Below are 23,234 nucleotides of genomic sequence, written 5' to 3' on the forward strand. Positions count from 1 at the left end.
GAAGTGCATGACGCAAGTCACGGTGAAACAACTGGCCGATGAGGTCAAAACACCGGTAGAGCGCCTGTTGCAGCAGATGCGTGAGGCAGGTCTGCCGCACACCGCCGCCGATGAAGGTGTGAGCGATAGTGAGAAGCAGTCTTTGCTGACTCACTTGAAGAGCAGCCACAAGGCGAAAGTGGAAGAACCGCGCAAGATTACATTGCAGCGCAAAACCACCAGCACCCTGCGTGTTGCTGGCAGCAAAAGCATTAGCGTTGAAGTACGCAAGAAGAAAGTCTTCGTACAGCGCAGCCCGGAAGAAATCGAAGCCGAGCGCAAACGCGAACTGGAAGAACGTCGCGCAGTAGAAAATGCAGCTCGTCAGAAGGCTGAAGAAGAAGCCAAGCGTCGCGCCGAAGAAGAAGTGCGTCGCCAGCCTGCTGCTGCGCAAAACGCTACTAACGACGCTGTCGCAGCTCCTGCTGCGGTTGCCGAGCCAGTGCGTGAAAGCGCTCCGGTTGTGGCGGCTGCACCGGCACCTTCTGCTGACGTTCGCAACAAGCAGAACGAACAGCGCCGTCCGGACAAACCACGTGCCGACGATAACAGTCGTCGTGGCAGTGGCGATGGTGAGCGCAAAAACGCTCCGCATCGTGCTTCGGTCAAGGAAAAAGCGCCTGCTCCACGCGTTGCCCCACGAACTACCGACGAAGAAAGCGATGGCTTCCGTCGTGGTGGTCGCGGCAAGGCCAAGCTGAAAAAACGCAACGCCCACGGTTTCCAGAGCCCAACCGGCCCTGTCGTGCGTGATGTGCAGATCGGCGAGACCATCACTGTTGGCGATCTTGCCCAGCAGATGTCGGTCAAGGCTGCTGAAATCATCAAGTTCATGTTCAAACTGGGTACCCCAGCGACGATCAACCAGGTACTGGATCAGGAAACTGCCCAACTGGTTGCTGAAGAACTGGGCCACAAAGTGACCCTGGTCAGCGACACCGCCTTGGAAGATTCCCTGGCCGAGTCCCTGAAGTTTGAAGGTGAGACGTTCTCCCGTGCGCCAGTCGTGACCGTAATGGGCCACGTTGACCATGGTAAGACTTCGCTGCTCGACTACATCCGTCGTGCCAAGGTAGCTGCTGGCGAAGCCGGTGGTATCACCCAGCACATCGGTGCGTACCACGTTGAAACCGAACGTGGCATGGTCACCTTCCTCGATACCCCTGGTCACGCCGCGTTTACCGCAATGCGTGCCCGTGGTGCCAAGGCGACCGACATCGTGATCCTGGTGGTTGCAGCGGACGACGGCGTAATGCCGCAGACCATTGAAGCCGTTCAGCATGCCAAGGCTGCTGGCGTTCCGCTGGTGGTTGCAGTGAACAAGATCGACAAGCCGGGCGCTGATCTCGATCGCATCCGCAGCGAACTGTCGGTTCACGGCGTGACGTCGGAAGAGTGGGGCGGCGACACCCCGTTCGTATCGGTTTCGGCGAAAGTCGGTACTGGCGTGGACGAGTTGCTCGAAGCTGTCCTGCTGCAAGCTGAAGTTCTGGAACTGAAAGCAACGCCTTCGGCCCCAGGTCGTGGTGTTGTGGTTGAATCGCGTCTCGACAAAGGTCGTGGCCCGGTTGCTACCGTTCTGGTTCAAGACGGTACCCTGCGCCAAGGCGACATGGTGCTGGTCGGTTCGAACTATGGCCGCGTTCGCGCCATGCTCGACGAGAACGGCAAGCCAATCAAGGAAGCTGGCCCTTCCATCCCTGTCGAGATCCTCGGCCTGGACGGTACCCCGGACGCTGGCGACGAGATGAGCGTGTTGTCGGACGAGAAGAAAGCCCGAGAAGTGGCTCTGTTCCGTCAAGGCAAGTTCCGCGAGGTCAAACTGGCCCGCGCTCACGCCGGCAAGCTGGAAAACATCTTCGAAAACATGGGTCAGGCAGAGAAGAAGACGCTCAACATCGTCCTCAAATCCGACGTCCGTGGTTCGCTGGAAGCGTTGAACGGTGCCTTGAACGGCCTGGGTAACGACGAAGTGCAAGTGCGTGTTGTCGGTGGCGGTGTCGGTGGTATCACCGAGTCCGACGCCAACCTGGCACTGGCCTCCAACGCTGTACTGTTCGGCTTCAACGTGCGTGCCGATGCTGGCGCTCGCAAGATCGTCGAGCAGGAAGGTCTGGATATGCGTTACTACAACGTGATCTACGACATCATCGAAGACGTCAAGAAAGCCCTCACCGGTATGTTGGGCAGCGATGTTCGCGAGAACATCCTGGGTATCGCTGAAGTGCGTGACGTGTTCCGTTCGCCGAAGTTTGGCGCGATCGCCGGTTGCATGGTGATCGAAGGTGTTGTTCACCGTAACCGTCCAATCCGTGTACTGCGTGAAGACATCGTTATCTTCGAAGGCGAGCTGGAATCCCTGCGCCGCTTCAAGGATGACGCTTCCGAAGTACGTGCCGGCATGGAATGCGGTATCGGCGTGAAGAGCTACAACGACGTCAAACCTGGCGACAAGATCGAAGTTTACGAGAAGGTTCAGGTTGCTCGCAGCCTCTAACTCGCGCACTTCAAGGGCCACGCAGGGCCTGCGCATGCAAATGCGCGGCTCCGCGTCAGGACTCTAAACGCAACGCCCGGTCTGGCTTTTGTCAGGCCGGGCGTTTGCCGCTTTCAGACCCCTCGGGTTTCACCGTGGGGCAGTAACAGGTAACAAGACATGGCAAAAGAATACAGCCGTACCCAACGTATCGGCGATCAGATGCAGCGTGAGCTGGCACAGCTGATCCGTCGTGAAGTCAAAGACCCGCGCGTCGGCCTGGTCACCATTACCGCTGTTGAAGTCAGCCGTGACGTCGGTCACGCGAAGATTTTCATCACCGTGATGGGGCAGGACACTGCCGAAGACATCGCGCAAAGCATCAAGGTGCTCAACTCTGCCGCCGGTTTCCTGCGCATGCAGTTGGCCCGTGAAATGAAGTTGCGCAGCGTTCCGCAGTTGCATTTCCACTACGACGAAAGCGTCGTGCGTGGCGCGCACCTGTCGGCCCTGATCGAGCGTGCGGTGGCTGAAGATAATCAGCACCCGGTTGCGGCTGAAGCCGAAGACGCCAAGGAGTAATCGGTGGCTCAGGTCAAACGTATCCGTCGTAATGTCAGCGGCATCATCCTGCTCGACAAGCCGCTGGGGTTTACCTCCAACGCGGCGTTGCAGAAGGTCCGCTGGTTGCTGAACGCCGAGAAGGCCGGGCACACCGGCAGTCTCGATCCGCTGGCCACCGGCGTGTTGCCGTTGTGCTTTGGTGAGGCCACCAAGTTTTCGCAATACCTGCTCGATTCCGACAAGGCTTATGAAACCCTGGCGCAACTCGGCAAGACCACCACCACGGCGGATGCCGAGGGTGAAGTTTTGCAGGAACGCCCGGTGACCGTTGGTCGTGTCGATGTCGAGGCTGTACTGCCGAATTTTCGCGGTCAAATCAGTCAGATACCGCCGATGTACTCGGCTCTCAAGCGTGATGGCCAGCCGCTGTACAAGCTGGCCCGTGCAGGCGAAGTAGTGGAGCGCGAACCGCGTTCTGTTACTATTGCGCGCTTGGAATTACTGGCCTTTGAAGGTGATACTGCGCGGCTTGCGGTGGATTGCAGCAAAGGCACCTATATCCGCACCCTGGTGGAGGATATCGGTGAGCAACTCGGTTGTGGCGCTTACGTTGCTGAACTGCGACGTACCCAGGCCGGGCCTTTCACGCTGGCGCAGACGGTCACGCTTGAAGAGTTGGAAGCGGTACATGCCGAAGGCGGCAACGAAGCGGTCGACCGCTTCCTGATGCCATCGGACAGCGGCCTGCTGGATTGGCCTCTGTTGCAGTTCTCGGAGCACAGCTCGTTCTACTGGCTCAACGGCCAGCCAGTACGCGCCCCGGATGCACCGAAGTTCGGCATGGTACGGGTACAGGATCACAACGGTCGCTTCATCGGTATCGGTGAAGTGAGCGAAGACGGGCGCATCGCGCCGCGTCGACTGATTCGGTCAGAATGACCGGACGAGGGTGGCTGTTAACAGGCACGGTCACTACTCATTTTTAGATACAGGGATTTGTCCCTGGCCTGTTGAAGCTGTTTCTTTGAAACAGTTTCCTGATAAAAGGATTGCCTCATGGCTCTCGACGTTCAAGAAAAAGCTCAAATCGTTGCTGACTACCAGCAAGCTGTTGGTGACACTGGTTCGCCAGAAGTGCAAGTTGCACTGCTGACCCACAACATCAACAAACTGCAAGGTCACTTCAAGGCCAACGGTAAAGATCACCACTCCCGTCGTGGTCTGATCCGCATGGTAAACCAGCGTCGTAAGCTGCTGGACTACCTGAAAGGCAAGGATCTGGGTCGTTACCAGGCTCTGATCGGTCGCCTGGGTCTGCGTCGCTAATAAGCGATTGCGCTATGAGGTTGGTTGTTTGCTGTGCGTCAGCGGGTTTCCCGCTGGCGCATGGCAGGCTCCCAGCCTCAAGTTTTATCTGGATACACGTTTTACCCTGGACAGGCGTTGGGCCGATTCCCGACATTGCCCAAGAATTTCGCAAGAAGACAAGTTCCCCAAGAGCCACAAAAGAAGGTAGGACACCGTGAACCCGGTAATCAAAAAATTCCAGTTCGGTCAGTCGACCGTTACCCTCGAGACTGGCCGTATCGCCCGTCAGGCCTCCGGCGCAGTATTGGTCACCGTTGACGACGACGTCAGCGTATTGGTGACTGTGGTCGGCGCCAAGCAAGCCGATCCAGGCAAGGGCTTCTTCCCTCTGTCCGTTCACTACCAGGAAAAAACTTACGCTGCCGGTAAGATCCCTGGCGGTTTCTTCAAGCGTGAAGGCCGTCCTTCCGAGAAAGAAACCCTGACTTCCCGACTGATCGACCGTCCGATCCGTCCGCTGTTCCCAGAAGGTTTCATGAACGAAGTGCAGGTTGTCTGCACCGTCGTTTCCACCAGCAAAAAGACCGATCCGGACATCGCTGCGATGATCGGTACTTCGGCTGCGCTGGCCATCTCCGGCATTCCTTTCGATGGCCCGATCGGCGCTGCCCGCGTCGCGTTCCACGAAAGCACCGGTTACCTGCTGAACCCGACTTACGAACAACAGAAAGCGTCGAGCCTGGACATGGTCGTTGCCGGTACTTCGGAAGCCGTGTTGATGGTTGAATCGGAAGCCAAAGAGCTGACCGAAGACCAGATGCTGGGCGCGGTACTGTTTGCTCACGACGAGTTCCAGGTAGTGATCAACGCCGTTAAAGAACTGGCCGCTGAAGCTGCCAAGCCAACCTGGACCTGGGCTCCACAGCCCGAAGCCACTGCTCTGCTGGGCGCTATCCGCGCCGAGTTCGGCGACGCGATCTCCCAGGCTTACACCATCACCATCAAGGCCGACCGTTACGCTCGCCTGGGTGAGCTGAAAGACCAGGTGGTTGCCAAGCTGTCCGGTGAAGAAGGCCAGCCTTCTTCCAGCGAAGTGAAAGCTGCCTTCGGCGAAATCGAATACCGTACCGTTCGCGAAAACATCGTAAACGGCAAGCCACGTATCGACGGCCGCGACACCAAGACCGTACGTCCTTTGAACATCGAAGTCGGTGTTCTGCCAAAGACCCACGGTTCGGCTCTGTTCACCCGTGGCGAAACCCAGGCCCTGGTTGTTGCGACTCTGGGCACCGCCCGTGACGCGCAACTGCTGGACACCCTGGAAGGGGAGAAAAAAGACCCGTTCATGCTGCACTACAACTTCCCTCCGTTCTCGGTAGGTGAGTGTGGCCGCATGGGTGGCGCTGGTCGTCGCGAAATCGGTCACGGCCGTCTGGCCCGTCGTTCGATTGCAGCCATGCTGCCTGCTGCCGATGTGTTCCCGTACACCATTCGTGTTGTGTCGGAAATCACCGAGTCCAACGGTTCGAGCTCCATGGCTTCGGTCTGCGGCGCTTCGCTGGCTCTGATGGACGCCGGCGTTCCAATGAAGGCACCGGTTGCCGGTATCGCCATGGGTCTGGTTAAAGAAGGCGAGAAGTTCGCCGTCCTGACCGACATCCTGGGTGATGAAGACCACCTGGGCGACATGGACTTCAAAGTAGCCGGTACCGCCAAAGGTGTGACCGCGCTGCAGATGGACATCAAGATCAAAGGCATCACCGAAGAGATCATGGAAATCGCTCTGGGCCAAGCCCTGGAAGCGCGCCTGAACATCCTCGGTCAGATGAACCAGATCATTGGCCAGTCGCGTACCGAACTGTCGGAAAACGCTCCGACCATGATCGCGATGAAAATCGACACCGACAAAATCCGTGATGTCATCGGTAAAGGTGGCGCGACCATTCGTGCGATCTGTGAAGAAACCAAGGCTTCGATCGACATCGAAGACGACGGTTCGATCAAGATCTTCGGCGAAACCAAGGAAGCGGCTGAAGCTGCACGTCAGCGCGTTCTGGGCATCACCGCAGAAGCCGAGATCGGCAAGATCTACGTTGGTAAGGTTGAGCGCATCGTCGACTTCGGCGCATTCGTCAACATCCTGCCTGGCAAGGACGGTCTGGTTCACATCTCGATGCTGAGCGACGCTCGTGTCGAGAAAGTGACCGACATCCTGAAAGAAGGCCAGGAAGTGGAAGTACTGGTACTGGACGTGGACAACCGCGGCCGTATCAAGCTGTCCATCAAAGACGTAGCAGCAGCCAAGGCTTCGGGCGTTTAAACACTCCCCACGCTTGACCGCTTCAACGTTGTAAAAAATGCCCCGCAGTGAAAGCTGTGGGGCATTTTTTTTGTCTGCACAAAACTGAAATGTCGGGTGAAGTTGCCGGCCCCCAAAGCCGGTGCTAGGTTTACCCCATCGCCCGTGTAGCTCAGCCGGTAGAGCAGCGCACTCGTAACGCGAAGGTCGCAGGTTCGATTCCTGTCTCGGGCACAAATATTCTTTTCATTGGGCTCTGGTGAGTTCTGTGTAGCCACCTAAACCGCATATCTGAAGCGGCTTTTGCTGCGTCCACTTTCGTCGACATTCGCGAAGAAACGTTACAGCTCCCGTTAGCTGCGGAGGCATGCTGACTATTGCGCAGAACGTTCGCCTACTAAAGGTTTGATTCTTCCTGTATTCATGGATAATCTCCGCACGGATGCGGTACACCAAAAGCGGATGACCTTATGAGCGGTAATAAAATCGAGTTTGCAAACACACTTCGTGGTTTTGCAGCTCTTTCTGTAATAGTTGCACACTACTTCGGTGTTTTTTGGATTGCCAGGCCAGCTGTTTCAGGGCTGATAAATGCACCGGAGCTCCCTCTAAGTGAGTTCGCGATACCGAGTTACATATCTCTTTTGAATACGTTCCCCCTTTTGAATTTTGGTGCGTTTGGAGTTGCGCTGTTTTTTATAATTAGTGGTTTTGTTATTCCCTTCTCTCTGGAGAAGCTTGATGGGAAAAGCTTTTTGATAAACCGGTTTTTCAGAATATTTCCAACCTACATCGTAGGGTTTTCCGTTACTCTTTTGGCGATATACTTATCGACATCATATTATGATGGTGCGTGGCCTTATACGAGTCGTGAAGTATTAGTTCACTATGTGCCTGGGCTTCGAGATATTCTATGGTCAAGAAATATTGATGGGATCGTATGGACGCTTGAAGTGGAGTTAAAATTTTATCTGGTGTGCGCTTTGTTCGCCGTTTTTATTAAGAAAGGATCAAGTTTGGTTTTTGTCGCTCCAATTATTATTGCGGTTTTATCAGTTTTTGTGGCAAGCCGCCTTGAGGTTCTCGGTACGACTAATGCTTGGCTTTATTTGAAGGCGCTGGTATTTGTTTATGCTTCTAAGTATCTAGTATTTATGTTTATCGGCGTTGCATTTCATTACATGAATGCAAACAAGATAAGCCAGGCAGCCGGATACTTTGTGGCGGGAGGGTTATTCATGGTTTTTGCATGTCTGTGGTATAGCGGACCTGCATCCGACTCGTTCTACCTTGTGTGGAGCTACGCTGCCGCGTTTCTTGTTTTTTCTTTTTCTTATGCGTTTCCTTCTATTTTTCGATCAAATCCGGTTTTTGATTTTTTTGCGAACATCAGTTACCCACTCTATGTCATACATGGTGTGGCCGGGTATGCTGCTTTACGTATCCTTCTGGGCGTGGGGGTTAAAGCGTGGGTATCTCTAATACTTGTGACGGTCTCAGCCTTTTTCTTGTCGTGGTTGGTTCATAAGTATGTTGAGTCACCATCGCAAAAACTTGGAAAGACAGTTGTGAATTACTTTCGAAACTTGAAATCTCGCAAACAAAAACAAGAAGCCCCAGTGCTTTAGATTTTTGTCGTGCGGTAAAAGGTTGGGTGGGCATCGGGGCGGGACTTCCTTCGCGGAAGTCCATAGGGGAGATGGAGTCGTCATTGGTGGGAATGACTCCGGTGCAACTCTCATCTCGGGCGTTACCCTGTTTTTCATTTCACCTTTCTGCTCAGATCTTCCACGGTACGTTTTAGCTGGCCCAGTTGATTGTCCTGATCACTGACTTCTCGCTTCAGGTTTGACAGGTCGCTGGAGCTCGAGCTGGAACTCGACCCGGCGCTGCGCTTGAGGTCTTCCACCTGGCTGGCGAGCTTGTTCAGGTCTTTATCCTGTTCCTCGACGGTACGCTTGAGGTTGGAAATTTCACTGGAACTTGAGTTGGAGCTTGTACCGCCATTGCGTTTGAGTTCTTCGATGAGGCGCGCTTGTTCGCTGACGGTTTTTTTCAGGGTGTCGATTTCAGCCGTGTTGGTTTTAACGGTGGTCATCAACTTTTCCACGTCGTCGACACTGATACGGCTCTTGGCCATTACGTCTTTACCGTAGGCGTTGTGAAAGGTGAGGAAGTTATCGCCGGAATTGGCGCTGTCGGAATTGTATTCCAGGCTGGCCTGAGCCGAATTGGGCAGTGCCAGGTTGCCAAGCAGCAGGGCGGCCATGCCGGTTGCAAACAGGGTAGACGAAAGCTTTGGGAAATTGCGCATCACCTGATTTCCTTGTGAAGTGCCTAGGTGGCACATCGCTATGACTTGGAATTTTCAAACTTGTTCCTGAGGTCTGTCCAAAATGTCGGGGCGACCGGTTTTTTGTTGATTTGATGTAAAGAGCCGTATAAATCGTCAGCCAAAGGTCCTATATTCGGACCTTGCATGAGCTCCACCCTGCAGTTTTCAAATGATCCCAGAATGGTTCTGAAGGCCAGACAAACCGGGCTTCACACGGTTTTTTGCGTCAGAGAGATCCTTGATGATCCAGATCCATCTTCCATTCCCCAGATCAGAGAGAACGACATGACCGTTAAAGAATTGACCCAAGAAGCCAGACACGAAGAAGCGCTGAAGAAGTACCTGCTGGATTCGCCCCAGCTAGCCGAAGAGATCAAGGACCTGCCCGCCGACGATCAGAAAGACCAGATCCAGTGGGCGTTCGAGGACGAAGCGGAATCGCAAGGCTTGCAGCCTTGGGAGCTGACGCTCAAGTACACCTCGACGCCTGAAGAGTTCGAGGCGGCGCGCCTGGTTTTGCATAAAGAGGCGGCCGAAGTGTTGGGCGTCGAGTGGGAAGAGTACTGCGAGATGAATAATCTGGTGGTCTGACAAAACTTGTAGGAGCGAGCTCGCTCGCGATGGACTCAAGAACGCCGCGTTTAGCCAGTAAACACGCGTTATCGTTAACGACCATCGCGATCAAGCTCCTCCTACAGTTTCATGTGATCAGAGGCTGAGGCGCATCGACAGATCGACAGCCTTCACATCCTTGGTCATCGCACCAATCGAGATGTAATCCACCCCGGTTTCGGCGATCGGCAGCAGCGTGCTTTCGTTGATCCCGCCACTGGCCTCCAGTTTTGCCTTGCCGGCGTTCAAACGCACGGCTTCGCGCATGTCATCCAGGCTCAGCTCATCGAGCATGATGATGTCGGCGCCGGCTGCCAGGGCCTCTTTCAGCTCTGACAGGCTTTCTACTTCGATCTCCACCGGTTTGCCCGGGGCAATCTTGTGCGCGGCACTGATGGCCTCAGGAATACCACCGCACGCGGCGATATGGTTTTCCTTGATCAGGAAGGCGTCATACAAGCCGATGCGGTGATTGTGGCAACCGCCGCAGGTTACCGCGTACTTCTGCGCCAGACGCAGGCCCGGCAGGGTTTTGCGGGTGTCTAGCAATTTCACCTGAGTCTCGCCGACGAAATCCGCCAGGTACTGCGCGCGTGTGGCCACGCCAGAGAGCAACTGCAGGAAGTTCAGTGCACAGCGTTCGCCTGTCAGCAACGAGCGTGCCGGACCTTCCAGGTGGAACAGCGCCTGATTGGGTTTCACTCGCTCGCCATCGCGCACTTGCCAGTGCACGGCAACCCGTGGGTCCAGTTGCCGGAAAACCGCATCGACCCAGGCGGTGCCGGCGATGACAGCCGCGTCACGGGTGATGATGGTGGCTTTGGCCAGGCGTTCGGCCGGGATCAACTGCGCGGTGATGTCGCCGCTGCCGATGTCTTCGAGCAACGTACGGCGCACGTTGGCTTCGATTTCGGCGGTCAAATCGGCGAGACGTAGATTCGGCATAACGGACTCCACAAACAAAGTGGCTCGATTATAGGGCCATGGCGTGGAGCAACCCAAGGCATCAGCGACCTTCCCATCGCTCTCAATCCTGCATTTGGTCGATTCACCTGAGTAATGGGCACTAAGCATGGGTCTGCATTAAACGTCTATTTTGACGTAAGCGCAGAGTCTGCTGGTACAGGTGTAACCTTTTGCAAGATAATCTGCCTTGCATTTGACGTCATGGCTTTGACGCGCTGGCTTTTTGGCTGGCGTTTTCGATCTTTCTTACCGAACCGAAGACTCACCGTTTCAGGAGGCTGGATGCACAACGACGGGAATGTAGTGCCTTTGCACAAGGCGGCTACCGACCAGGCGACCCACTCGCCGCTCGCCCGCCTGCCTGTGATTCTGCTTCAGGTCCGCGACAAGGCTGCGCAACAGCTCAGGCTGGCTTTGCAGGCGCTGTTCGATAATGCCGACGATACGCTGTTCGAAATGGCCGATCGGGCGCGCAATGACGTCGAACAGAACATTTTCTTCGAGGCCATGCGCGACTTGCGCCTCAAGCGTAAAAGCATCGAACGGGTTTTTCTCGAACACTTCTTCGAGGCGTTTGTCCGCCTCACCCAATACGACTCCACCCAGGCGGGCTTGCCCCAGGCCTTTGGCGTCGACACTTCGGCAGCACAAACTGGTGACGACCTTGAGCGCAACGTGGCGGTGGAGGCGATGGTCAGCAAAGTGCTCAATCGCGACGGGTTCGCGCTCAGCCAGCTGACCGATCGACTCAGCACTCTGCTGGGCCGGGAGCTTGTCGAGCAGAACAACCCTCTGGGGCCGGCAAAACTTTGCGAGTACTTCTTGCAGGCCGCGCGCAATCTGGGGGTTGAGATCAAGGTCAAGCTGATCATCCTCAAACTGTTTGAACGCTACGTGCTCAGCGATACCGAACAGCTCTACACCGAGGCCAATCAACTGCTGGTCGCCACCGGCGTGTTGCCTGACCTCAAGCCTGCCCCGGCGCGCCGGGCCACGGATCGCGCCGCCAGTGTCCGTGCTGAAACGGCACAGACCGGCACACGCACCGCGCAGATCGACGACAGCGTGCAGGAAGTATTCGCCGCGTTGCAGGCGCTGCTGTTGCACGTTCGCGGCAGCGTGGCGCCCACGCTTGAGGTCAGCGCCCAGACCCAGCCGATTTCCACTCGCGACCTGATGCGCCTGCTCTCGCACTTGCAGCAATACGTGCCGGCACCGGCCGCCCAGGACGACTTCGATCTGCGCAACCAGCTCGAACAACTGCTGACCCGGGTCAGCGTTAAAAGTGGCAAGTCGCGGGTGGTCGGGGTGGCCGACGAAGACGTGATCAACCTGATCGCCATGCTCTTCGAATGCATCCTCGACGACCGCAATCTACCGGATTCGCTCAAGGCGTTGATCGGCCGGTTGCAGATCCCCATGCTGAAAGTGGCGGTGCTCGACAAGAGTTTCTTCAGTCGCAGCAGCCACCCGGCCCGACGTCTGCTCAACGAAATCGCCTCCGCCGCCATGGGCTGGGGCGGGTGCGACGACCAAGAGCGCGACAGCCTGTACCTGCGCATTGAGCAAGTGGTGCAGCGCTTGTTGAATGACTTTGGTGATGACCCGGCGATTTTTTCCGAGCTGCTGGCGGACTTTCTTGCTTTTACCAATGACGAACGCCGGCGTAGCGAGTTGCTGGAACAGCGCACCCGTGACGCCGAAGAGGGCCGGGCCAAAACCGAGCTGGCGCGCCAGCGAGTCGAACAGGCGCTGAATCAGGCGTTGTTGGGCAAAGTGCTGCCACACGGCGTGGTGGCGTTTGTCCAGGACGCCTGGAGCAAAGTGCTGCTGCTGACGTGCCTCAAATACGGTGATCAGTCGGCCGAGTGGCACGCCGATGTCCAGACCATGGAACAGTTGATCTGGAGCGTACAGCGCCACGATGAACCCGACGCCAGCCTGCGCCTGTTGGCCCTGGTGCCGGGGCTGCTCAAGTCATTGCGTGACGGGTTGAGCAGTTCGGCGTTCGATCCGTTTGCCACCGGTGAGTTTTTCAGCGAGCTGGAAACTTTGCATGTTCAGCTGTTCGAATCGCCAGGACAAAAGCATGGACAGTCTGCCGATGTACCGGTGATGGTCGAAGTGCGTGAGGAAATCGTACTGCGCACCGCTGACGAAGGCCCGATTGAAACGGCTTCAATCCGTTTGCCAGCGGACGATGCGGGGTTGCTTCAAGTCGATCAGCTGCGTCCGGGCGGCTGGGTCGAGTTTCAGGAAGACGAGGAAAACACCCTGCGTTGCAAGCTGGCGGCAATCATCGATGCCACCGGTAATTACATTTTCGTCGACCGCACCGGCATGAAAGTGCTGGAGCGCAGCCGCACCGGCCTGGCCCTGGAATTTCGCCGTGGCGCGGTGCGTACGCTCGACGACACCTTGCTGTTCGACCGGGCGCTGGAGTCGGTGATCGGCAACTTGCAGCGCCTCAATCGCGGCAAGTGATCGCGCCCCGAGGGTCTATCGCGGCATACTGGGCACCACACAGTCGTCGTTGAAGGAACCTGTATGCAGTTGGACCTCGCGAGCGGTTGGTGTCAGGGCGTGTGTGTATGCCCCTCGCCCAACTTCAATGCGCGCCCCATGGGCGAAATTTCCCTGCTGGTGATCCACAACATCAGCCTGCCGCCAGCGCAATTCGCCACCGGCAAGGTGCAGGAGTTTTTCCAGAATCGTCTGGATGTCACGGAGCATCCCTACTTTGAAGGGATTGCTGAGCTGCGGGTATCCGCGCATTTCCTGATTGAGCGTGACGGCACTGTCACTCAGTTTGTCTCTTGTCTTGAGCGCGCCTGGCACGCCGGTGTCTCGAGCTTCGAAGGGCGGGAAACCTGTAACGATTTTTCCGTGGGCATCGAGCTTGAAGGTACGGATGATCTGCCGTTCACCGACGCTCAATATGACGCGTTGACGGCCCTGACCCGGCAGCTGCAAAGCGCTTTTCCGGGCATCACCGCACAACGCATCTGCGGGCATAGTGACATTGCACCCGGACGCAAAACCGATCCGGGGCCTGCGTTCGACTGGGCACGCTATCGCGCCGCCCTGGTTAAAGAGGAACAACAATGAGTTTTCTGGTGTTGCTGTTGGCGGTCTGGATCGAGAAGTTCTCGGCCCTGCGCCATCGGGTTCAGCGTGACGGTGGTTGGGTGCGCGAGTTGCACAAACTGGAATCCAGCCCGCGCCTGGCGAAAAGTCCGTGGCTGGTTTTGGTGGTGCTGGTGTTGTTACCGGTAGCGCTGCTGGGTTTGCTGTTGTGGGTGCTGGAGCCGGTGGCCTACGGTTTGTTGGCGTTGCCGGTGCACTTGCTGGTGGTGATTTACAGCCTGGGGCGTGGTGATCTGCTGGCCGGTCTCGGACCGTTTCGTGATGCCTGGCGCCGGGAAGACCTGCAAGCCGCCGCCCATGTGGCGAAACGCGACGTGGACATCTGCGCCGACAGTGGCGAGCAATTGCTCGAGCGGGTTGAGGGCCACTTGCTGTGGGAGGCTTATCAGAGTTTTTTTGCGGTGATTTTCTGGTACTTCCTGCTCGGTCCGGTTGCGGCGCTGAGCTATCGACTGCTGGCCCTGACCGAAGAACACGGGCAGAACCCGGCCGTGGTCGAACGCGCCGCGCAGCTGCGGCACGCCTTCGATTGGGTGCCGGTGCGTCTGCTGGCGGCGAGTTTTGCCCTGGTGGGTAACTTTGTCGCGGTGGGTCGCGTGATGGTGCACGAGCTGCTGAACTGGAACATCAGCGCCGCGCAGCTGATCGAAAAGGTCGGCCTGGTGGCCGGTGAAATTCCGGCCCCGGTGGTCGGGCCGGATGGCATCAACAACCTCGACCGGATCTGGGAGTTGCTCCTGCGAGCCGCGGTGCTCTGGTACGCCGGCTTTGCCCTGTGGACCGTCCTCATTCGCTAACCCTGTAGGAGCAAGCTCGCTCCTACAGGACCGCGTGTCTGCCGTTAACCTTAAGTTACAAAACCTCCCGCCGATTTACGTTATACAGAGCTGGCGCCGAATAGTGGCTATCTGCTGTCGACCCGCGCCTGCCAATAAAAATAAGAAATCAAAGGGAGACTTCCAGTGAAGAGCTTGCTCTATCCCGCTGTCGCGCTGATGAACCGCCTGAGCTTTGGTATGAAGTTCAGCCTGATCAGCGTGCTGTTCCTGGTGCCAATGCTGGTGACCAACTTCTATCTGGTGCGCGATTCCTATCGTGAATTCCACGGCACTCGGGTCGAGCTGCAAAGCCTTGATCTGCTGGGCAGCAGCTTGACGTTGCGGCGCGATCTGGAAACCCTGAACAACCTGGTGCAGATCAACGTCACCCTCGGCCAGTCCGGCAAGGCCGGCAATGTCGAGTCGCAGATCAACACCTTGGGGCAGAGCGTGTTGAGCCGTTTGCAAGGGTTGACGGCGATGACCACCGACCCCGAGCAAATCGCGGTTTTCGATACCAAGCGCGATGAAATGATCGCCGCGTTCAAGGCCCAGCAAGCGGAAAGCTCCCTGCAAAGCAAAAGCGGGATGATCGCCAAGTTGCTCGGCAACGCGCAGATTTTCAGCCAGATCATCGCCAGTCAGGCCGGCCTGAGCCGCGACACGCAGAGCGACATGCGCCAGCTGAGCGAACTCATCACCAACGTCACGCCACCCGTTACCCAGTTGCTGGGCGAAGGCCGGGCGATGGGCTCGTTTTCGCTGGGGCAAGGGTTTCTCAATTCGGCGTCGAGTACCCGTTTCGATGAGCTGCTGGCGCAGATCGAAAAACTCCAGGCCGAGTATGGGCTGAAGTTGCAGGATGCCCTAGGCACCAGCAAAGCCGCAAAAGAGGCCCTGGCGACCCAGGCTGAAAGCAGCAAGGCGTCGTTGAAAAAGGCCAGTGAGCTGTTCGAAGAGCAAGTGGTGATGGCGGACACGCTCGATACGCCGTGGCAGGGCTTTTACGATCAGGTCACGGGCCTGATGGACCAGACCTACCAACTCAATGAAGCGACCCTGAAGTTTCTCGGCACCCAGTTGCAGCAACGCCTGGAGCAGAACCGCACGCACATGGTGTTGCAGGCCGTGGCGCTGTCGGTGGTGTTTGTATTGATCTTTTATCTCTACGGCGGTTTCTACGCCTCGACCCGCACCACCCTCAAGCGGCTCGGCGCGGTGATGGACAAAGTCGCGGCCGGCGACATGACCGTGACCTTCAGTGCCAACAGCCGCGATGAACTGGGCGAATTGGGCGAGGTGTTCAACGGCACCGTGAAGAAAATCCATGACCTGATCGAACGGGTAGGGCAGACGGTCGGTGAAGTCGAGCGGCAGGCCGGTCAGGTCGAACATGTATCTGCCCGCAGCAACCAGGCCGTGGCGGGGCAGCGCTCGCAGATCGAGCAAGTCGCCACGGCGATGAACCAGATGTCGGCCACCTCGCTGGAAGTGGCGCGCAGTGCCGCCGCAGCGGTCAGCAGCGCCCACAGTGTCAACGACGAGACCATCAGCGGTCGCGGCCTGGTGCAATCCCAGCAGGGCAGCATCGCCGCGCTGGCCACTGAAATCGATCAATCGGTGCTGGTAATCAACCAACTGGCCAACGACAGCCAATCCATCAGCCGCGTGCTCGAAGTCATCAAAAGCATCGCCGAACAAACCAACCTGTTGGCCTTGAACGCGGCCATCGAAGCCGCCCGGGCCGGTGAGCAGGGCCGTGGTTTTGCGGTGGTGGCGGATGAAGTGCGGACCCTGGCCAAACGCACCCAGCAATCGACCGAAGAAATCGAGCAGATGATCGCCAAGCTGCACAGCGGTGTCGGCGCGGCGGTGAAGGCCATGGGCACCAGTCACCAGATGGCCAACGGCACGGTAGGGCAGTCGGAAAAGGTCCAGCAGGCGCTGGAAAACATCCTCGGTGCGGTCGGCATGATCGTCGACCAGAACCAGCAAATTGCCGCCGCGGTGGAGCAGCAGACGGCTGTGGCTCACGACATCGACCAGAACATCGTCGAGATCAACCGCGCCGGTGAGCGCACCGCCGAGGGCGCGCACCAGACCGAAGATGCCAGCCGTGCGCTGTCGGCGCAGGTGGTGGAGCTCAAACAGTTGATCAGCGCGTTCCGAGTCTGAGGCCACATGCTGAATCAACTGTGGGAGCGGGCTTGCCCGCGATTGCGGACTGGCAGACAACATCAATGTTGAAGCTGATGGCCTCATCGCGGGCAAGCCCGCTCCCACAGTTTTTGCGCACAATCTGTAGTATTTATTTCCTCATCAGGTCAGCAGATTCCTGATTTCCTCCGCAGTCTGGTTTTTGGTCTTCAATGAAGGAAGATCTGCTGACGGCATGGAGGAGGTCCGGTTATGTCTGCTGCAACCCTTGGAGTCCAGGGCCACTGCGCCCATTGTGGGAGCACGATGCTGCTCAAGCCCTGGCAACTCAACGCGATAGCAATCAACGAAGCATTCACCTGTTCCCACTGCGAGAAAGCCTTGCAGCTGAATGATCCGCAACAGATCAAGCGCTTCAAGTCCCTTGATTCCCTGGCATGGTTGCGTGCGAGTACCTTGATCATGGTCTGCACCGCATTGCTGGTGGCGTTGGTGTTGGAGTGGGTCGGGATGCTCAGCGTCATCGAGCAGCTGAATTTTTCGCTGCTGGCGATTTTCGTCTACTTCATCGTCATGCGGTTTGCCCGGCACCGGCAACACCTGACACTGACACTTGAAGCCGCCAAGGCTCACATCGACTGACTACCAGTTGAACAACTCGCAGGCATTGGCGGTGCTGGCGGCGGCCAATTGCTCAGGGCTGATCGCCATGATCCCGGCCAGCGCCGAGCAAATCGCCGGCAGATGCGCCGGGCTGTTGCGTTGACCGGGGAACATGGCGGGCGCCATGTCCGGTGAGTCGGTTTCCAGCACCACCGATTCAAGCGGCAGATCGGCGAGCACGCGGTGCATACGCAGCGCCTGTGGCCAGGTCGCGGCGCCGCCCAAGCCCAGTTTGAAACCGAGCTTGATGTATTCGCGGGCTTCTTCCTTGCTCCCGGCGAAGGCGTGGATGATCCCCGCGCGTTTCAAGCGAAACCGTTTGAGCGTGGCAATCACCGCCGCATGGCTGCGTCGCACATGGATCAGCGCCGGCAGATTGAAGTCCACCGCCAGTTGCAGCTGCGCATCGAACAGCGCCTGCTGACGCTCGCGGTCGAGGGTTTCGATGAAGTAATCCAGACCGATCTCACCCACCGCACACAGCTGCCGATGGCCGGCCAGCCGCGTCAGCCAATCGCCGAGTTTCGCCAGGTCTTCGGGGCGATGATCATCCAGGTACACCGGGTGCAAACCGAACGCTGCATGCAGGTCGGGATCACTTTGCACCAGGTCCCAAACCCGCTGCCAATTGCCCTGATAAACCCCCAGCACCACGATCCGCCGCACCCCGAGGGCGCGGCTTTCGGTCAGTAGCGCCTGACGATCCGCGTCGAAATCCGGAAAATCCAGATGCGTGTGGGTGTCGATCAGCTCCACGGTTCAGTCCTGGTGAATACGCTGCTTGAAGGTCCGCGCGATGGCCTGCACGCCGGGTTGGTAATCGGATTGCTCGATGGCGGCCAGGGCCAGTGCGAGCGCCTTGTCAGCGATCAACTGGTGTTGCTGGGCCATGGCGTTGACCGGCAGCGGCAGGAAGTCCAGCAACTGCGTGTCGCCGAAGGTGCCGAGGCGCAGCGGACGGGTTTTCAGCGGGAAGTCATGCAGGGCGTCGAACACGCCTTGCAGCAGCACGTAGGACGTGGTCACCAGCGCATCCGGCAAATGGCCCAGGCGCTGCAACAACTCTTCCATCAACTGTTTGCCGCACTCGCGGCTGAACGACTCACCGTGCTCGATCAGCACCTCGCCCTTGAACCCGGCCAGCGCCTCTTTGAACCCGCCGGCGCGCTCCTGGCTGATGCTCAATTCGGGGCGTGCGCCAATCAGCGCGATCTGTTTGGGCAGCGGGTCCAGTAGACTGCGGGTCAATTGCAGGCTGGCCTCGCGGTCGTCGCTGATCACCGAGCAGAAATGCTCAGGTTCCATGACCCGGTCGATGGCGATAATCGGAATGCCTTTGGCCTGCAACTGACGATAACTGTCGTCACCGGCCGGCAGGCAACTGGCAACGATCAGCGCGTCACAGCGGCGGGCACGAAACAGTTTCAGCAGTTGCCGTTCGCTGTCCGGTGCATCATCGGAGCTGGCAATCAGCAGCTGGTAGCCGCGAGCCCGGGCACCTTGTTCAAGCAGTTTGGCGATCCGCGCGTAACTGGGGTTTTCCAGGTCCGGCAAAATGAAACCCAGGGTGCGGGTGTGCCGACTGCGCAGCCCGGCCGCCTGGGGATTGGGCGTGAAGCCATGTTGTTCGACGACCGCGCGCACACGCTCAACGGTGGCACTGCTGATCCGTTGCTGTTCTGCCTTGCCATTAATGACGTAGCTGGCGGTGGTAACGGACACACCGGCCAACTGGGCGATATCACTGAGTTTCAACCCGGGATTTCCTTATTTGTTCGAGCTTGCCCCGACATTTTCGTCAATCCTACCCGATTCGGGCAGGCGACCATTGTCGCAACGCTCCGACAAGTTGGACTTCAAGGATGGGACATTATCGAGTAACGTGCCAATCTTTCTAGATTAAACGTTTCAGCAAGCGTATTTTCTACGTTATGGGCTCTTTGGACGGTTCTGCCGCGAAACCGCCAAAAGTGAAGACCAAGGGCCTAAGCTGAATCATTCAAAACAATACCTGGCGCCATCAGGTGCCAAAAAGGAGAAAGCATGCTCGAGCTCACCATAGAGCAGATATCCATGGGCCAGTCGGCGGTGGATAAGTCCGCAGCGTTGCATTTGCTGGCGCAGCATCTGGTCGCCGATGGCCTGGTCGCCGAGGGTTACCTCGCCGGTTTGCAGGCGCGCGAAGCCCAGGGCTCGACCTTTCTCGGTCAAGGTATTGCCATCCCCCACGGTACGCCCGACACCCGCGACCTGGTGTTTACCACCGGCGTGCGGCTGATGCAGTTTCCAGAAGGGGTCGACTGGGGTGATGGTCAGATCGTCTATCTGGCGATCGGTATTGCCGCCAAATCCGATGAACACCTGCGCCTGTTGCAACTGCTGACCCGCGCCCTCGGCGAAACCGATCTGGGTCAGGCCCTGCGCCGCGCCAGCTCCGCCGAAGCCTTGCTGAAACTGTTGCAAGGCGCGCCACAAGAACTGGCGCTGGATGCACAAATGATCGGCCTCGGGGTGTCCGCCGACGATTTCGAAGAACTGGTCTGGCGCGGTGCGCGTTTGCTGCGCCAGGCCGACTGCGTGAGCAACGGTTTTTCCGCGGTGTTGCAGCAAGTCGAAGCACTGCCGCTGGGCGATGGCCTGTGGTGGTTGCACAGCGAACAAACGGTCAAGCGTCCGGGCCTGGCCTTCGTCACCCCGGACAAACCGATGCGCTACCTCGGTCAGCCGTTGAGCGGGCTGTTTTGCCTGGCCAGCCTCGGTGAGGCCCATCAGGCCTTGCTCGAACGCCTTTGTGCGTTGCTGATCGAAGGCCGAGGCCACGAACTGGGCCGCGCCACCAGCAGCCGCAAAGTCCTCGAAGTACTCGGCGGTGAATTGCCAGCCGACTGGCCGAGCGCGCGTATTGCGCTGGCCAACGCTCACGGTTTGCATGCGCGGCCGGCCAAGATCCTCGCGCAACTGGCGAAAAGTTTTGAGGGCGAAATCCGCGTGCGCATTGTCGATGGCCAGGACAGCGCGGTATCGGTGAAGAGCTTGAGCAAGCTGCTCAGCCTCGGTGCGCGTCGCGGCCAGGTGCTGGAATTCGTCGCCGAACCGAGCATCGCTGCCGACGCCTTGCCAGCCTTGCTCGCCGCCATCGAAGAAGGCCTGGGCGAAGAGGTCGAGCCGTTGCCAGCCGTCAGTCAGCAGCGTGAAGTCATGGCCGACGTCGCCGAAGTGCTGCTGGCGCCAGCGTCCGGCAGCCTGGTTCAGGCCATCGCCGCCGCACCAGGCATCGCCATCGGCCCTGCGCACATTCAAGTGCTGCAAACCATTGATTACCCGCTGCGCGGTGAGTCTGCCGCGATCGAGCGCGAGCGTCTTCAACAGGCGTTGGCCGACGTGCGTCGCGACATTCAAGGGCTGATCGAGCGCAGCAAGTCCAAGGCGATTCGCGAGATTTTCATCACCCATCAGGAAATGCTCGACGACCCGGAACTGACCGACGAAGTCGACACCCGCCTCAAGCAAGGCGAAAGCGCTGAAGCGGCGTGGATGGCGGTCATCGAAGCGGCGGCCAAGCAACAGGAGTCGCTGCACGACGCCTTGCTCGCTGAACGTGCCGCCGACTTGCGCGACATCGGTCGTCGCGTGCTGGCGCAGCTCTGTGGTGTCGAGACCCCGAGCGAACCCGATCAACCGTACATTCTGGTGATGGACGAAGTCGGCCCGTCCGACGTTGCACGTCTCGATCCGGCCCGGGTCGCCGGCATTCTGACCGCCCGTGGCGGCGCCACCGCTCACAGCGCCATCGTCGCCCGCGCGCTGGGTATTCCGGCATTGGTCGGGGCTGGCGCTGCGGTGTTGCTGCTGGCGCCGGGCACGCCGTTGCTGCTCGATGGCCAGCGCGGTCGCCTGCACGTGGACGCCGATGCAGCGACGTTGCAGCGCGCCACCGAAGAACGCGACACCCGCGAGCAACGCCTGAAAGCGGCCGCCGAACAACGCCATCAACCGGCGCTGACCACTGACGGCCACGCGGTCGAAGTGTTTGCCAACATCGGCGAAAGCGCGGGCGTCACCAGTGCCGTGGAGCAGGGTGCCGAAGGCATTGGCCTGCTGCGCACCGAGCTGATTTTCATGGCCCACTCGCAAGCGCCGGACGAGGCCACCCAGGAAGTCGAATACCGACGCGTCCTCGATGGCCTGGCCGGTCGCCCGCTGGTGGTGCGCACCCTCGACGTCGGCGGCGACAAACCCCTGCCGTACTGGCCGATCGCGAAAGAAGAAAACCCGTTTCTCGGCGTGCGCGGCATTCGCCTGACCCTGCAACGTCCACACATCATGGAAGCGCAGCTGCGCGCGTTGTTGCGGGCTGCCGACAACCGTCCGCTGCGGATCATGTTTCCCATGGTCGGCAGCGTCGATGAGTGGCGTCAGGCCCGGGACATGACCGAGCGCCTGCGCCTGGAAATCCCGGTTGCAGATTTGCAACTGGGGATCATGATCGAAGTACCGTCGGCGGCCTTGTTGGCGCCGGTGCTGGCGAAAGAAGTCGACTTTTTCAGTGTCGGCACCAACGACCTGACCCAATACACCTTGGCCATCGACCGTGGCCACCCGACGTTGTCGGCCCAGGCTGACGGCTTGCACCCGGCGGTGCTGCAACTGATCGACATCACCGTGCGCGCAGCCCATGCCCATGGCAAGTGGGTCGGCGTGTGTGGCGAGCTGGCGGCCGATCCGCTAGCGGTGCCGGTGCTGGTCGGTCTCGGTGTCGATGAACTCAGCGTCTCGGGTCGCAGCATTGCCGAGGTCAAGGCGCGCATCCGCGAACTCAGCCTGGCCCAGACCCAAACCCTTGCCCAACAGGCCCTGGCCGTGGGCAGCGCGAATGAAGTGCGCGCATTAGTGGAGGCTTTGTAATGGCCAAGATCCTAACCCTGACCCTCAACCCGGCACTGGACCTCACCGTTCAGTTGCCGGTGCTTGCACCCGGTCAGGTCAACCGCAGCGACGAGATGCACACCCACGCCGCCGGCAAAGGCGTGAACGTGGCGCAAGTGCTGGCGGACCTTGGGCATCAGCTCACGGTCAGCGGTTTCCTCGGCGAAGACAACCTTCAGGCGTTCGAAACCCTGTTCGCCAAACGCGGATTTGTCGACGCGTTCATCCGTGTCCCCGGCGAGACCCGCAGCAACATCAAACTGGCGGAAAGCGCTGGGCGCATCACTGACATCAACGGGCCCGGCCCCTTGGTGAGTGAAGCGGCGCAGCAGGCGTTGCTTGATCGATTGGATCAAATTGCGCCCGGTCATGACGCGGTCGTCGTCGCCGGGAGCCTGCCCCAAGGCATCAGCCCGCTATGGTTGGAGGCCTTGGTTCTGCGCTTGAAAAACCTCGGCTTGAACGTGGCGCTCGACACCAGCGGTGAAGCGTTGCGGGCCGCGCTCAATGCCGGCCCGTGGCTGATCAAACCCAACACCGAGGAGCTGGCCGATGTGCTGGGTTGCGAGGTGGTTTCGGTCACGGCCCAGGCCGAAGCGGCGAGCCGCTTGCACGCGCAAGGCATCGAGCATGTGGTGATTTCCCACGGCGCTGATGGCGTGAACTGGTTCAGCGTCGGCTCGGCGATGCACGCGACGCCGCCCAAGGTCAGCGTGGTCAGCACGGTGGGCGCAGGCGATTCGTTGCTAGCGGGCATGCTCCACGGTTTGCTCAGTGCCGACACGCCTGAACAGACCTTGCGCACCGCCACGGCAATTGCCGCGATGGCGGTCACCCAGATCGGTTTCGGCATTGGCGATGCGGCGCAATTGGCGCAGCTCGAACAGGGCGTGCGCATCCGCACCCTGACAGAACAATAAGAGG

General features: G+C 58.7%; 18 protein-coding genes and 1 tRNA gene. 15 read left to right on the forward strand and 4 right to left on the reverse strand.

Going from position 1 to position 23,234, the window contains the following annotated elements; all coding sequences use genetic code 11:
• The first annotated feature begins 7 nt into the window (after positions 1-7).
• From infB to ACA057_RS04025, 7 genes are all read left to right on the forward strand, one after another.
• Positions 8-2,536 (forward strand): translation initiation factor IF-2, encoded by a 2,529-nt coding sequence (gene infB / locus ACA057_RS03995; protein WP_497346115.1) that lies wholly within the window; start codon positions 8-10, stop codon positions 2,534-2,536.
• Positions 2,537-2,695: 159 nt separating this feature from the next.
• Positions 2,696-3,097 (forward strand): 30S ribosome-binding factor RbfA, encoded by a 402-nt coding sequence (rbfA, locus tag ACA057_RS04000; RefSeq protein WP_401365342.1) that lies wholly within the window; start codon positions 2,696-2,698, stop codon positions 3,095-3,097.
• A gap of 3 nt (positions 3,098-3,100) precedes the next feature.
• Positions 3,101-4,018, forward strand: a complete 918-nt coding sequence (gene truB, locus ACA057_RS04005; RefSeq protein WP_059403189.1) for a tRNA pseudouridine(55) synthase TruB — start codon at positions 3,101-3,103, stop codon at positions 4,016-4,018.
• 117 nt (positions 4,019-4,135) lie between these two features.
• Positions 4,136-4,405, forward strand: a complete 270-nt coding sequence (gene rpsO / locus ACA057_RS04010; RefSeq protein WP_003176135.1) for a 30S ribosomal protein S15 — start codon at positions 4,136-4,138, stop codon at positions 4,403-4,405.
• A gap of 196 nt (positions 4,406-4,601) precedes the next feature.
• Positions 4,602-6,707: a polyribonucleotide nucleotidyltransferase gene (gene pnp, locus ACA057_RS04015; protein WP_010463478.1), complete on the forward strand. Its 2,106-nt coding sequence runs from the start codon at positions 4,602-4,604 to the stop codon at positions 6,705-6,707.
• 140 nt (positions 6,708-6,847) lie between these two features.
• Positions 6,848-6,920 (forward strand) — tRNA-Thr (locus ACA057_RS04020).
• 236 nt (positions 6,921-7,156) lie between these two features.
• Complete coding sequence (locus ACA057_RS04025) at positions 7,157-8,314, forward strand: acyltransferase family protein (RefSeq protein WP_497346118.1); 1,158 nt, start codon at positions 7,157-7,159, stop codon at positions 8,312-8,314.
• A 134-nt stretch (positions 8,315-8,448) separates the two neighbouring features.
• Here the strand turns inward: ACA057_RS04025 and ACA057_RS04030 are convergent, their stop codons facing one another.
• Positions 8,449-9,000 (reverse strand): hypothetical protein, encoded by a 552-nt coding sequence (locus ACA057_RS04030; protein ID WP_497346120.1) that lies wholly within the window; start codon positions 8,998-9,000, stop codon positions 8,449-8,451.
• Between the two features lie 306 nt (positions 9,001-9,306).
• On the opposite strand from ACA057_RS04030, the gene ACA057_RS04035 reads away from it, so the two are divergent.
• Complete coding sequence (locus tag ACA057_RS04035) at positions 9,307-9,612, forward strand: DUF6388 family protein (RefSeq protein ID WP_059403417.1); 306 nt, start codon at positions 9,307-9,309, stop codon at positions 9,610-9,612.
• 117 nt (positions 9,613-9,729) lie between these two features.
• Here the strand turns inward: ACA057_RS04035 and nadC are convergent, their stop codons facing one another.
• Positions 9,730-10,578 carry a carboxylating nicotinate-nucleotide diphosphorylase gene (gene nadC / locus ACA057_RS04040; protein WP_497346122.1) on the reverse strand — a complete coding sequence of 283 codons (849 nt, stop codon included), beginning with the start codon at positions 10,576-10,578 and terminating at the stop codon, positions 9,730-9,732.
• Positions 10,579-10,881: 303 nt separating this feature from the next.
• On the opposite strand from nadC, the gene ACA057_RS04045 reads away from it, so the two are divergent.
• From ACA057_RS04045 to ACA057_RS04065, 5 genes are all read left to right on the forward strand, one after another.
• Positions 10,882-13,083: a DUF1631 domain-containing protein gene (locus tag ACA057_RS04045; RefSeq protein ID WP_497346124.1), complete on the forward strand. Its 2,202-nt coding sequence runs from the start codon at positions 10,882-10,884 to the stop codon at positions 13,081-13,083.
• A 63-nt stretch (positions 13,084-13,146) separates the two neighbouring features.
• On the forward strand, positions 13,147-13,707 hold the full coding sequence (gene ampD, locus ACA057_RS04050; RefSeq protein ID WP_497346126.1) for a 1,6-anhydro-N-acetylmuramyl-L-alanine amidase AmpD: 561 nt from the start codon (positions 13,147-13,149) through the stop codon (positions 13,705-13,707).
• Positions 13,704-14,543 (forward strand): regulatory signaling modulator protein AmpE, encoded by an 840-nt coding sequence (gene ampE, locus ACA057_RS04055; RefSeq protein WP_497346128.1) that lies wholly within the window; start codon positions 13,704-13,706, stop codon positions 14,541-14,543. Before ampD ends, ampE begins: the two co-directional genes overlap by 4 nt.
• Before the next feature lie 165 nt (positions 14,544-14,708).
• Positions 14,709-16,739 carry a methyl-accepting chemotaxis protein gene (locus ACA057_RS04060; protein ID WP_497346130.1) on the forward strand — a complete coding sequence of 677 codons (2,031 nt, stop codon included), beginning with the start codon at positions 14,709-14,711 and terminating at the stop codon, positions 16,737-16,739.
• A 234-nt stretch (positions 16,740-16,973) separates the two neighbouring features.
• Positions 16,974-17,363 carry a hypothetical protein gene (locus ACA057_RS04065; RefSeq protein WP_497346132.1) on the forward strand — a complete coding sequence of 130 codons (390 nt, stop codon included), beginning with the start codon at positions 16,974-16,976 and terminating at the stop codon, positions 17,361-17,363.
• Here the strand turns inward: ACA057_RS04065 and ACA057_RS04070 are convergent, their stop codons facing one another.
• Together ACA057_RS04070 and cra are read right to left on the reverse strand one after the other, a co-directional pair.
• A complete protein-coding gene (locus ACA057_RS04070; protein WP_497346134.1) occupies positions 17,364-18,140 on the reverse strand; it encodes a TatD family hydrolase in 777 nt (258 codons plus the stop codon).
• Between the two features lie 3 nt (positions 18,141-18,143).
• Entirely contained in the window at positions 18,144-19,139 is a 996-nt protein-coding gene (gene cra / locus ACA057_RS04075; protein WP_497346136.1) for a catabolite repressor/activator, read from the reverse strand.
• Between the two features lie 288 nt (positions 19,140-19,427).
• On the opposite strand from cra, the gene ptsP reads away from it, so the two are divergent.
• Positions 19,428-22,289 (forward strand): phosphoenolpyruvate--protein phosphotransferase, encoded by a 2,862-nt coding sequence (gene ptsP / locus ACA057_RS04080; protein ID WP_497346138.1) that lies wholly within the window; start codon positions 19,428-19,430, stop codon positions 22,287-22,289.
• Positions 22,289-23,230: a 1-phosphofructokinase gene (pfkB, locus tag ACA057_RS04085; protein ID WP_401363074.1), complete on the forward strand. Its 942-nt coding sequence runs from the start codon at positions 22,289-22,291 to the stop codon at positions 23,228-23,230. The genes ptsP and pfkB overlap by 1 nt, the downstream gene beginning before the upstream one ends.
• Positions 23,231-23,234 lie beyond the last annotated feature (4 nt).

It is taken from the genome of Pseudomonas sp. LBUM1661 (assembly GCF_059695925.1).